The 12,203-nt window shown below is 69.0% G+C and carries 9 protein-coding genes and 1 tRNA gene; 5 read left to right on the top strand and 5 right to left on the bottom strand.

Annotated elements, in window-relative coordinates; translation table 11 throughout:
• Positions 1-11: 11 nt before the first annotated feature.
• The 3 genes from hrpA to AC4IHM_RS17560 all read left to right on the top strand — a co-directional run bounded on the left by hrpA (position 12) and on the right by AC4IHM_RS17560 (position 4,739).
• A complete protein-coding gene (gene hrpA / locus AC4IHM_RS17570) occupies positions 12-3,989 on the top strand; it encodes an ATP-dependent RNA helicase HrpA (protein ID WP_490867970.1) in 3,978 nt (1,325 codons plus the stop codon).
• A gap of 106 nt (positions 3,990-4,095) precedes the next feature.
• A tRNA-Asp gene (locus tag AC4IHM_RS17565) sits at positions 4,096-4,170 on the top strand.
• A 374-nt stretch (positions 4,171-4,544) separates the two neighbouring features.
• Positions 4,545-4,739, top strand: coding sequence for a DUF6274 family protein (locus AC4IHM_RS17560; RefSeq protein ID WP_490867969.1), 195 nt, complete (start codon positions 4,545-4,547; stop codon positions 4,737-4,739).
• A gap of 431 nt (positions 4,740-5,170) precedes the next feature.
• Here the strand turns inward: AC4IHM_RS17560 and bldC are convergent, their stop codons facing one another.
• Complete coding sequence (bldC, locus tag AC4IHM_RS17555; RefSeq protein WP_003949541.1) at positions 5,171-5,377, bottom strand: developmental transcriptional regulator BldC; 207 nt, start codon at positions 5,375-5,377, stop codon at positions 5,171-5,173.
• 532 nt (positions 5,378-5,909) lie between these two features.
• The gene (locus tag AC4IHM_RS17550) at positions 5,910-6,761 is read right to left on the bottom strand and encodes a DUF8083 family protein (RefSeq protein WP_490867968.1); all 852 of its coding nucleotides are present in this window, start codon (positions 6,759-6,761) and stop codon (positions 5,910-5,912) included.
• Between the two features lie 219 nt (positions 6,762-6,980).
• On the opposite strand from AC4IHM_RS17550, the gene AC4IHM_RS17545 reads away from it, so the two are divergent.
• Both AC4IHM_RS17545 and AC4IHM_RS17540 read left to right on the top strand, forming a co-directional pair.
• The gene (locus AC4IHM_RS17545; RefSeq protein ID WP_490867967.1) at positions 6,981-8,075 is read left to right on the top strand and encodes a Leu/Phe/Val dehydrogenase; all 1,095 of its coding nucleotides are present in this window, start codon (positions 6,981-6,983) and stop codon (positions 8,073-8,075) included.
• A gap of 289 nt (positions 8,076-8,364) precedes the next feature.
• Entirely contained in the window at positions 8,365-8,616 is a 252-nt protein-coding gene (locus AC4IHM_RS17540) for a DUF3073 domain-containing protein (RefSeq protein WP_490867966.1), read from the top strand.
• 69 nt (positions 8,617-8,685) lie between these two features.
• On the opposite strand, the gene purM is transcribed toward AC4IHM_RS17540, so the two are convergent.
• The 3 genes from purM to AC4IHM_RS17525 all read right to left on the bottom strand — a co-directional run bounded on the left by purM (position 8,686) and on the right by AC4IHM_RS17525 (position 12,196).
• Positions 8,686-9,768 (bottom strand): phosphoribosylformylglycinamidine cyclo-ligase, encoded by a 1,083-nt coding sequence (gene purM / locus AC4IHM_RS17535; RefSeq protein ID WP_490867965.1) that lies wholly within the window; start codon positions 9,766-9,768, stop codon positions 8,686-8,688.
• A gap of 47 nt (positions 9,769-9,815) precedes the next feature.
• Entirely contained in the window at positions 9,816-11,342 is a 1,527-nt protein-coding gene (gene purF / locus AC4IHM_RS17530; RefSeq protein ID WP_490867964.1) for an amidophosphoribosyltransferase, read from the bottom strand.
• Positions 11,343-11,404: 62 nt separating this feature from the next.
• Positions 11,405-12,196: an META domain-containing protein gene (locus AC4IHM_RS17525; protein WP_490867963.1), complete on the bottom strand. Its 792-nt coding sequence runs from the start codon at positions 12,194-12,196 to the stop codon at positions 11,405-11,407.
• Positions 12,197-12,203 lie beyond the last annotated feature (7 nt).

Genomic DNA, 12,203 nt, shown 5'->3' with positions numbered 1-12,203 from the left:
CTGGACTCCGTATGTCTACGCACCCCGCCCCCGCCCTCGGCGCCCTCGCCCCCCGCCTGACCGAGCTGTCACTGCGCGACACGCACCGGCTCGGCCGCAGGCTCGAGGGTGCGCGGAAGATCCGTAAACCGGAGGCCCGCTCCGCCGTCCTCGCCGAGATCGAGGCGGAGGTGGCCAAGGCCGAGCAGCGCATCGGTGAACGCCGGGCCCGCGTGCCCGCCGTCAGCTACCCCGAGCAGCTTCCCGTCAGCCAGAAGAAGGACGTGATCGCGGAGGCCATCCGCGATCACCAGGTCGTCATCGTCGCCGGTGAGACCGGGTCCGGCAAGACCACCCAGATCCCGAAGATCTGCGTCGAGCTGGGCCGTGGCGTGCGCGGCATGATCGGGCACACACAGCCCCGCCGGATCGCCGCGCGCACCGTCGCCGAGCGGGTGGCGGACGAGCTGGACACACCGCTCGGTGAGGCCGTCGGCTGGAAGGTGCGGTTCACCGACCAGGTGAACCCGGACGCCACCTTCATCAAGCTGATGACGGACGGCATCCTGCTCGCCGAGATCCAGACCGACCGCGAGCTGCGCGCCTACGACACGATCATCATCGACGAGGCCCACGAGCGGTCCCTCAACATCGACTTCCTACTGGGATACCTGGCCCAGTTGCTGCCCAGGCGGCCGGATCTGAAGGTCGTCATCACCTCGGCGACCATCGACCCCGAGCGCTTCTCCCGGCACTTCGGCGACGCCCCGATCGTGGAGGTCAGCGGGCGGACCTATCCGGTGGAGGTGCGGTACCGGCCCCTCCTGGAGGAGGACGGCGACGACGCCGACCGGGACCAGATCACCGCGATCACCGACGCCGTCGAGGAGCTGATGGGCGAGGGGAAGGGCGACATCCTCGTCTTCCTCTCCGGCGAACGGGAGATCCGGGACACGGCCGACGCCCTGGAGAAGAAGAAGTACCGATTCACCGAGGTGCTGCCGCTGTACGCGCGGCTGTCCCACGCCGAGCAGCACCGGGTGTTCCAGCAGCACACCGGGCGAAGGATCGTTCTGGCCACCAATGTCGCCGAGACCTCCCTCACCGTCCCGGGCATCAAGTACGTCATCGACCCCGGCTTCGCCCGGATCTCCCGCTACAGCCACCGCACCAAGGTGCAGCGGCTGCCGATCGAGCCCGTCTCGCAGGCCAGCGCCAACCAGCGCAAGGGCCGCTGCGGACGGACCAGCGACGGCATCTGCATCCGGCTCTACAGCGAGGACGACTTCCTCGCCCGGCCGGAGTTCACGGACGCGGAGATCCTCCGTACGAACCTCGCCTCCGTCATCCTCCAGATGACCGCGGCCGGCCTCGGCGACATCGAGAAGTTCCCCTTCATCGATCCGCCGGACCACCGCAACATCCGGGACGGTGTGCAGCTCCTCCAGGAGTTGGGCGCGCTGGACCCGGCGCAGAAGGACGTACGCAAGCGCCTCACGGACACCGGCCGCAAGCTGGCCCAGCTGCCGGTCGACCCGCGGCTGGCCCGGATGGTGCTGGAGGCCGACAAGAACGGCTGTGTCCGCGAGGTCATGGTCATAGCGGCGGCGCTGTCCATCCAGGACCCCCGGGAACGCCCGGCGGACAAGCAGGCCCAGGCCGACCAGCAGCACGCCCGTTTCAAGGACGAGAGCAGCGACTTCCTCGCCTTCCTCAACCTCTGGCGGTACCTGCGCGAGCAGCAGAGCGAACGCGGCTCGTCGTCCTTCCGCCGGATGTGCAAGCAGGAGTACCTCAACTTCCTGCGGATCCGCGAGTGGCAGGACATCTACACACAGCTTCGTACGGTCGCCAGGCAGATGGGCATCCGTCTCAACGACCTCAACGACCTCAACGACGAGAACAGCACCGCCCCCGACGACCGCGTGCACGTCTCGGTGCTGGCCGGGCTTCTCTCCCACGTCGGCATGAAGGACGTGAAGGACGGCGCGAAGAACGAGTATCTGGGCGCGCGCGGCGCCAAGTTCGCGGTCTTCCCCGGCTCGGCGCTGTTCAAGAAGCCGCCGCGCTTCGTGATGTCGGCGGAGCTGGTGGAGACCTCCCGGCTGTGGGCCCGGGTCAACGCGAAGATCGAGCCGGAGTGGGTGGAGCCGCTCGCCGGGCATCTCCTCAAGCGCACCTACAGCGAGCCGCACTGGGAGAAGGACCAGGCGGCCGTGATGGCGTACGAGAAGGTCACGCTGTACGGCGTGCCGATCGTGGCCCAGCGCAAGGTGAACTACGGGCGGATCGACCCGGAGGTCAGCCGCGAGCTGTTCATCCGCAACGCCCTGGTCGAGGGCGACTGGCGCACGCATCACAAGTTCTTCGCGGACAACCGCCGGCTGCTGACCGAGGTCGAGGAGCTGGAGCACCGGGCGCGGCGCCGGGACATCCTCGTCGACGACGAGACGCTGTTCGACTTCTACGACCAGCGGGTGCCCGAACACGTGGTCTCGGGGGCGCATTTCGACTCGTGGTGGAAGCACAAGCGGCACGAGCAGCCCGACTTCCTCGACTTCGAGCGCGAGATGCTCATCAACGAGAAGGCGGGGGCGGTCACCAAGGACGACTATCCGGACTCCTGGCGCCAGGGGCCGCTGAAGTTCCGCGTCACCTACCAGTTCGAGCCGGGCGCGGACGCCGACGGCGTGACCGTCCACATCCCGCTGCACGTCCTCAACCAGGTCACCGACGAGGGCTTCGACTGGCAGATCCCGGGGCTTCGCGAGCAGGTCGTCACGGAGCTGATCCGCTCCCTGCCCAAGCCGATCCGCCGCAACTACGTGCCCGCGCCGAACTACGCGCAGGCGTTCCTGGAGCGGGCCGTGCCCCTCCAGGAGCCGCTGACGGTCACCATGGCGCGGGAGCTGAAGCGGATGGTGGGGGTGCCGTTCGAGGCCGAGGACTTCGACTGGTCCCGGGTCCCCGACCATCTGAAGATCACTTTCCGGATCGTCGACGAGCGGCGCCGCAAGCTGGCGGAGGACAAGGACCTTGAGGCGCTGAAGCTGCGGCTGCGGCCGAAGGCGCGCAAGGCCCTCTCGCAGGCCGCGGCGGCCACCGCCGAGCGCAGTGGCGGCGAGTCCCTGGAGCGCACCGGGCTGACGGACTGGACGATCGGCACGCTGTCCCGGGTCTTCGAGACACGCCGGGCCGGCCAGCCGGTGAAGGCGTATCCGGCGCTGGTCGACGACGGACCCGCGGCGAACACGGTCTCCGTACGCCTCTTCGACACCGAGGCCGAGCAGGCGCAGGCGATGTGGAAGGGCACGCGCCGGCTGATCCTGCGCAACATCCCCGTCAACCCGGCGAAGTTCGCGTCCGAAAAGCTCACCAACCAGCAGAAGCTCGGTCTGTCCGCGAATCCGCACGGTTCGATCCAGGCCCTGTTCGACGACTGCGCGACGGCTGCGGCGGACCGGCTGATCGCCGACTTCGGCGGACCGGCGTGGGACGAGGAGTCGTACCGCAAGCTCTACGACAAGGTCCGCGCGGAGATCGTGGACACGACGGTCCGCACGGTGGGCCAGGTGCAGCAGGTACTGGCGGCCTGGCAGGCCTGCGAGCGCCGCCTGAAGGCCGTACGGAGTGCCGCGCTCCTTGCGAACCTCCAGGACGTGCGGGGGCAACTGGACGCCCTGGTGAAGCCCGGCTTCGTGACCGAGGCGGGGGTCGGGCGGCTGCCGGACCTGATGCGCTACCTGGTCGCCGCGGACCGGCGCCTCCAGCAGATGCCGACCGGCGTCCAGCGGGACACGTCCCGCATGGAGAAGGTCCACGAGATGCGGGACGAGTACGCGTGGCTGCTGGAGCAGATGCCGCGCGGCCGGCCGGTGCCGCAGCGGGTCCTGGACGTGCGCTGGATGATCGAGGAGCTGCGGGTCAGCTACTTCGCGCACGCGCTGGGCACGGCGTACCCGGTCTCCGACAAGCGGATCGTGAAGGCGATCGACGCGCTCGTGCCGTAGCGGATTGCCGTCACGGTGGCCGCACAGAGGGTGAGTTCGACCGTGGGCTCACCCTCCTGTACAGTCTCTTCTCGCAGCGCAACGCAGAAGAAGCGCCGCGAAACCTGGTCCTGTGGAGCAGTTTGGAGTGCTCGCCACCCTGTCAAGGTGGAGGCCGCGGGTTCAAATCCCGTCAGGACCGCAACGAGGCCCGCACCTGTTGGTGCGGGTCTTCTTCATGGCGCACCCGTCACCCGACCCCAAGACCCCCGCCACCTCGCCAAGGCGGAGGCCGCGCCCGCGGCGCAAGCCGCCATCGGACACAGCAAATCCCGTCAGGACCGCAACGAGGCCCGCACCTGTTGGTGCGGGTCTTCTTCTTTTGTGCGCCCGCCGGTGCGGGTCCCCTCTTTGTGCGGCCACCGGTGCGGGTCCCCTCTTTGTGCTCCCCCGTCACCAGCTCATCCTCCGGCCCCAGAAGCTCTCAGCGGCTCTCTCGCGGCCTTGACGGCGTCGCGTTCGCTCGGTACTCCAAAGGGCAGGGCACGTTCGCCGTGTGGCTCCTGGAGGTGGCGTATGGCGGCATCGGTCAGGCACGAGACGCGGGCCCTGCTCCGCGCGCATCTGTCGGCCGCCTCGTCCTACGGTCACCTGACGCGCCACTGCCCCATCTGCCACCGGCTGTTGCGGCTCGCGCTGGACTCACCGGGACCACAGCCCCCCACGGGTCGTCAAGAGGGCGTCGAGGACGGGAGCGCCTCCACCGTGTGAGCCCCGCCGGGTCCCAACACCCTTGCCACGCCGACCTCCTGGCGGTCACGCTCCCTTTAGCGCACGGATGCCGAGGTCAACAAGCACCCCGCCATGTGACGGGTGTCACAGCATGAGTTTTCGAAACCGTGGCACTTACCGCTCCCCTACAACTAGTCAATTTAATATGTGCAATTGCACCATCCTTCGCAGCCCCCGCACAGCTGATCCGACACCCCTCCCCAGACTCCGACAAGGCCGCTCACAGAACCCGTCGACAGCCCACCCACCAGGCACAGAAGCGGACACAAAAAGATCGCGCTGGACCCGGCGGAGTCCAGCGCGATCAACGACGCACCCCTGTTGGGGCAGGAACGGCGTCGCTTGGAGCTGTGGTTCCGAGCGCCTCGACAGATTGGGGGACCTGCCGTTTTGCCCGGTTATTCAGTTGTTCAGGCTTCGCTGCGCTGCTGCGGAATGCCCGCGAGCAGAGCGCGGACCTCGGCTTCGCGATAACGGCGATGCCCGCCGAGCGTGCGGATCGACGTGAGCTTGCCGGCCTTCGCCCAGCGCGTGACCGTCTTCGGGTCGACGCGGAACATGGTGGCGACCTCAGCCGGGGTCAGCAGCGGCTCGGCATCAGGGGTGCGAGCGGTCATGAGCGGCCTCCTCGGGAGAACCGAACCTTCTCGGTTCATTCCTCTAAATTCTGCACCTTGACCCGCGTTGCCCGAAATGGCGGACGCGGGTCGAGTCGGTTATAGGACGAACGGCTTGTCCTCGGCACTACAACTACACCATCTGTCCAGCCGCGTCGGCCAAACCGATGGAATTGCCCTCCCAGGTGTTCATCAGCGACGGAAGCCGATGGACCATGCCATAGCGGACAGTCACACCCCTGTGACGATCAGTCACAGGACGATCAGGAGCCACCAGATCCCCCAAAGCGTGCAAACCTGAGATTCCGCCCGCAGTGCATCACAGCAGGACGGAAGGAGCCCTCCCCGGACTCCTTGTCCTATTTTGGCATGAGGAGGGGGAAGGGGCGCAAGAGTGATGTACGTGCGGTCCGTCACGCTTGACACTTACGCCCGGATAGGGACCTACGTCCCTTGTCGGCAAAACGTCAGCCCACAGCGGGCACATGTCGGATCGGAAGACCAAACCCCACATCGGGCGGTACGTCAAACGTCAGTTCGCCGACCGCCGGTCCCGGACCGCCCGCCAGCGCTCCACGAGCCGCCCGTAGGCCTCCCCCGCGGTGGCCCCGTCGCCGTGGCGCAGCGCCTCGATGCCCTCGGCGACATCCGCCGCCGAGTGGTCGTCCTCCAACTCCCCGGCCGGCAGGGCGTGCACCAGCCCGCCGTAGTCCAACTCCACCAGTGAGCGGGGGTGGAACTCCTCCAGCCAGCGCCCCACGTCCACCAGGCCGTCGATCAGCGGCCCCTCGTCCACGGCCTCCTTCAGGGCCCGCAGCCCCCGCGCCACCCGCCGGCGGGCCTGCACCATCGGCGTCCGGTAGCGCAGCACCGGCGCGGCCGCCCCGGTGCTGCCGCCGCCGCGGTCGTACTCCCGCTCGGCGTCGGAGACCAGCACGAACCAGTTGATCGGCACCTGCCAGGTGGCCGTGCGGATCCACGGCCGGGCATCCGGGTTGCGCTCCAGCCAGCGTTCGTAGTCCTGCGCGCTCTGCCGGCGGACCACCGGCGGGATCAGGGCGTCAAGGACGGGCTCGGGGAAGTCCTCGGACAGTTCCCCGAGGGCCTGCCAGCCGCGCAGCCGGGTCCGCCAGGGGCAGACGCAGACCACGCCGTCGACCTCGGTCACGAAGGCGTCGGCACTCTCGTGCACCGGCACCGCCACCGGCGGGATGGGCAGCAGATCGGCCAGGGAACGGCGGAGTTCGTCCTGGTAGGAGGGCAGGTCCGGGCGGCGGGCATAGCGGGCCCAGTGGCCGCGCTCCGCCTCCGGGAAGGCGGCCAGCGGCTCGTACACGCGCAGGTAAGCCGCGTAGGGAATGATCACCTGGGACACCTTGGGCACGCCTGCTCCCTCCCCCGCGCACCGCCGCGAAAACCTGCGGCAACGGATCACAAACGCGCGGGAACCTCTGCAAATCGTCGCACGCCCGTACTCCGTGCGGAGGTGATCCTGAGCACTGGGCGGCGAGCGGGCGCGACCAGGCTCTAATCTCGTGCCACAGTCCCCGCCACCCGCACGGGAGCTGCCACCACCCGCCGCACTCGCACAGGAGTCACCACCGTGACCGACGTAACCGGCGCACCTGCTGATGTACTGCACACCCTGTTCCACTCGGACCAGGGGGGTCATGAGCAGGTCGTGCTCTGCCAGGACCGTGCCAGCGGTCTCAAGGCCGTCATCGCCCTCCACTCCACCGCCCTGGGCCCCGCGCTCGGCGGCACCCGTTTCTACCCGTACGCGAGCGAGGCGGAGGCCGTCACCGACGCACTCAACCTCGCGCGCGGGATGTCGTACAAGAACGCCATGGCCGGTCTCGACCACGGCGGCGGCAAGGCCGTGATCATCGGCGACCCGGAGCAGATCAAGAGCGAGGAGCTGCTGCTCGCCTACGGCCGGTTCGTCGCCTCGCTCGGCGGCCGGTACGTCACCGCCTGCGATGTCGGTACCTATGTCGCCGACATGGACGTTGTCGCGCGCGAGTGCCGCTGGACGACCGGGCGCTCCCCCGAGAACGGCGGCGCGGGCGACTCCTCCGTGCTCACCGCCTTCGGTGTCTACCAGGGCATGCGGGCCGCCGCCCAGCACCAGTGGGGCGACCCGACGCTGCGCGAGCGCACCGTCGGCATCGCGGGCGTCGGCAAGGTCGGCCGCCACCTGGTGGAGCACCTGCTGTCCGAGGGCGCGCACGTGGTCGTCACCGACGTGCGCGAGGACGTCGTGCGGGCGATCACGCAGCGGCACCCGTCGGTGGTCGCCGTCGCGGACACCGACGCGCTGATCCGGGTGGCCAACCTGGACATCTACGCTCCCTGCGCGCTCGGCGGCGCGCTGAACGACGACACGGTGCCGGCGCTGACCGCCAGGGTGGTCTGCGGAGCGGCCAACAACCAGCTCGCCCACCCGGGTGTGGAGAAGGACCTCGCCGACCGCGGGATCCTCTACGCGCCGGACTACGTGGTGAACGCCGGCGGGGTCATCCAGGTCGCCGACGAGCTGCACGGCTTCGACTTCGAGCGGTGCAGGGCGAAGGCCGCGCGGATCTACGACACAACCCTTGCCATATTCGCACGTGCGAAGGAAGACGGTATTCCGCCGGCCGCGGCGGCCGACCGGATCGCCGAGCAGCGGATGGCCGAGGCACGTACCGGGCGGTGATCTTCGCGGGTTTGACCGGTACCCGTCGGGGGGCAGTTGGAGAGAACTCTCACTTATCCCGGCGGGTCGACCGTCGAAAGGTGGTTAAAATCGGCGTTGACCAGCGAGGACGGGGCGCCTCGAAGGTTCTGGGCGCGGCCACGTCCTGCGGGCGACGTACCGTATGGGCGTGGGCTCAGGTACCGTGGAAGCCCTACGGACCGGTCTCTCCACGGAGAGCCCGTTCCGGACCATGAACGCGTGTCAAGACTCTGGGGCCGTCGAGCCCCGTCGTTGAGGGGGTCGAGCCATGGGGCGCGGCCGGGCCAAGGCCAAGCAGACGAAGGTCGCCCGCCAGCTGAAGTACAACAGCGGTGGGACTGATCTCTCCCGCCTGGCCGAGGAGCTGGGCGCATCGACGTCGAGTCCGCCACCGCCTAGCGGCGAGCGGTTCGAGGACGATGAGCAGGACGACGACGTGTACGCACGGTACGCCGACCTGTACGAGGACGATGACGAGGGCGAGGACGGCCAGTCCCCGCAACAACGTCGCGGCGCTTGACCTCGCACTGAACACCCGCCCGGTCGGTGACTCAGGTCACCGACCGGGTTCTGTGCTACCCGCGGAGCTTCAGCCGGCGTAGTCACCGATGAGGGCGGCGCCCGTGTCGTGGTCGCCGCGGTCGGTGATCTCACCGGCCACCCAGGCGTCCACGCCGCGGTCGGCGAGGGTCGTCAGGGCGATGTCCGCCGATTCCTCGGGCACGATCGCGATCATGCCCACGCCCATGTTGAGGGTCTTCTCCAGCTCCAGGCGCTCGACCCGGCCGGTCCGGCCGACGAGGTCGAAGACCGCGCCCGGGGTCCAGGTGGAGCGGTCGACGACGGCGTGCAGCGCGTCGGGGATCACGCGGGCCAGGTTGGCCGCGAGACCGCCGCCGGTGATGTGGCTGAAGGCGTGCACCTCGGTGGTGCGGACGAGGGCCAGGCAGTCCAGGGAGTAGATCTTCGTGGGCTCAAGCAGCTCCTCGCCGAGGGTGCGGCCGAGGCCGTCCAGATGGGCGTCGAGCGCCAGGCCGGCCTCGTTCAGCAGGACGTGGCGGACGAGCGAGTACCCGTTCGAGTGAAGCCCGGAGGACGCCATGGCGATCACCGCGTCACCCGTACGGATGCGATCGGGGCCGAGCAGCCGGTCGGCCTCCACGACGCCCGTACCGGCGCCGGCGACGTCGAAGTCCTCCGCGCCGAGCAGGCCCGGGTGCTCGGCCGTCTCACCGCCCACCAGAGCGCAGCCGGCCAGCACACAGCCCTCGGCGATGCCCTTGACGATCGCGGCGACACGTTCGGGATGGACCTTGCCGACACAGATGTAGTCGGTCATGAAGAGCGGCTCGGCGCCGCACACCACGATGTCGTCCATGACCATGGCGACCAGGTCGTGGCCGATGGTGTCGTAGACGCCCAGTTGCCGGGCGATGTCGACCTTGGTGCCGACGCCGTCGGTGGCGGAGGCGAGCAGGGGGCGCTCGTAGTGCTTGAGGGCGGAGGCGTCGAAGAGGCCCGCGAAGCCGCCGAGGCCGCCGAGGACCTCGGGGCGCCGGGTCTTCCTGACCCACTCCTTCATCAGTTCGACGGCGCGGTCGCCCGCCTCGATGTCGACACCTGCTGTCTTGTAGGAGGCCGCGGCGTGGCCGGCACCGGTTGTGTCAGGCATGGCGATGAGAACCTTCGTGTCGTACGGCAGGTGATGCGGACGGACGGCTACGGGCGACGGATGGCGTCGGCGGCGGCCGTTCCCGCGGGCCCGGCGGCCAGCTCGGTCTCCAGGAGCTGCTTGCCGAGCAGCTCGGGGTCGGGAAGCTCCATCGGGTACTCGCCGTCGAAGCAGGCGCGGCACAGGTCCGGCTTGGCGATGGTGGTCGCCTCGATCATGCCGTCGATGGAGATGTACGCCAGGGAGTCGGCGCCCATCGAGACGCCGATCTCCTCGACACTCATGCCGTTGGCGATCAGCTCGGCGCGGGTGGCGAAGTCGATGCCGAAGAAGCAGGGCCACTTCACGGGCGGGGACGAGATCCGGATGTGGACCTCGGCGGCGCCGGCCTCGCGGAGCATGCGGACCAGGGCCCGCTGGGTGTTGCCGCGGACGATGGAGTCGTCCACGACGACCAGCCGCTTGCCCTTGATGACTTCCTTCAAGGGGTTCAGCTTGAGGCGGATGCCGAGCTGGCGGATGGTCTGCGAGGGCTGGATGAAGGTGCGCCCGACATAGGCGTTCTTCACCAGCCCGGCGCCGAAGGGGATGCCGGAGGCCTCGGCGTACCCGATGGCGGCGGGGGTGCCGGACTCCGGAGTCGCTATGACCAGGTCGGCCTCGGCGGGGGCCTCCGCGGCCAGCCTGCGGCCCATCTCGACGCGCGAGAGGTAGACGTTGCGGCCGGCGATGTCGGTGTCCGGGCGGGCCAGATACACGTACTCGAAGACACAGCCCTTGGGCTTCGCTTCCGCGAATCGGGAAGTACGCAGGCCGTTCTCGTCGATGGCGACGAACTCGCCCGGCTCGATCTCGCGGACGTAGGAGGCGCCGCAGATGTCGAGGGCGGCGGACTCGGAGGCGACCACCCAGCCGCGCTCCAGCCGGCCGAGGACCAGCGGGCGGATGCCCTGCGGGTCACGGGCGGCGTAAAGGGTGTGCTCGTCCATGAAGACGAGGCTGAAGGCGCCGCGCACCTGTGGCAGCACCTTGCCGGCCGCCTCCTCGACGGTCAGCGGCTTGCCGTCGTCGTCCACCTGGCCCGCGAGCAGGGCGGTGACGAGGTCGGTGTCGTTGGTCGCCGCGACCCGCGTGGAGCGGCCGTCCTGCTTGGGCAGGTCGGCAACCATCTCGGCGAGTTGGGCGGTGTTGACGAGGTTGCCGTTGTGCCCGAGCGCGATGGAACCCTGCGCGGTGGCACGGAACGTCGGCTGGGCGTTCTCCCACACGGAGGCGCCGGTGGTCGAGTAGCGGGCGTGACCGACCGCGATGTGACCCTGGAGCGAACCGAGCGAGGTCTCGTCGAAGACCTGGGACACCAGGCCCATGTCCTTGAAGACGAGGATCTGGGAGCCGTTGCTGACCGCGATTCCCGCGGATTCCTGGCCCCGATGCTGGAGGGCGTACAGCCCGAAGTAAGTGAGCTTTGCGACCTCTTCACCCGGGGCCCAGACACCGAAGACGCCGCAAGCGTCCTGGGGGCCCTTCTCGCCGGGAAGCAGATCGTGATTGAGTCGACCGTCACCACGTGGCACGCCACCGAGTGTAGGCGAGATCGACCACTGGTCCGAATTGGGGACATGGGCTCACGATTGGATCACTGTTCGGCGACGGCTCGGACAGTCGTCCCGTCTTCGCTGGTCAGCGTGAGGGTTCCATGATCGATCCGGTAGTCGACCGGACCGCCGAAGAGGCGCAGTATCCGCTTCTCGGCATCCATGAGTGAGCCTTCGCACATCATTCGGGTGGTGGACGGGGCGCCGAGGGTGATACGTCCGTCGCTGACGGTGGCGTCGGCGTTGACGCGGTTGCAGGGCAGGCGGCCTGAGACGGTCTTCGCGTCCCGGTCGAAGGTGAGGTGGGCGCGGCCCTCGGGGGCCGGGACGGTGACGCTCCACTTCGTTCCGTCCAGGGGGGCGTCCTGCTGCCTGCTCAGCCGGACGGTGTCGCCCCCGGAGGTGGTCAGGGTCAGCCGCTCGCCCTCGTTCTTCGTGGTGAGCGAGCCGGTGGTGAGGGTCTGTCCGAGGGACTTCTCGAAGTCGACCGGCGTCTTGTCGCAGGCCTTCTCGGTGAACGTGGCGTCGCTGAGCCGGACGCTCCCGTCGCCGACGTTGGCGCGGGCGCTGAAGGTGTTGCACCCGGTGCTGCCCGACGCGTCGCCCTTGTCGCTGATCGAGACCCTCGCCGCGTCCGGCGCCTTGTGGGTGGTGCCGTCGACGGTGACGCTGTCGATGCTCCACTGGACGCCGGTGATGGATCGTTGCCCGGCGCCCACGGAGGCGCTGCCGTCGTCGGCCTTCTCGCTGCCGCAGGCCGCCGCGAGCGGGACGAGAGCGGCGACGGCCGCCACGGTCATGGTCATGCTGCGCTGCTGCTTCTGCCTGTACATGCCGATT

The sequence above is a fragment of the Streptomyces sp. SL06 genome, from assembly GCF_058244745.1.
This window is presented reverse-complemented; position numbering and strand designations above follow the sequence as displayed.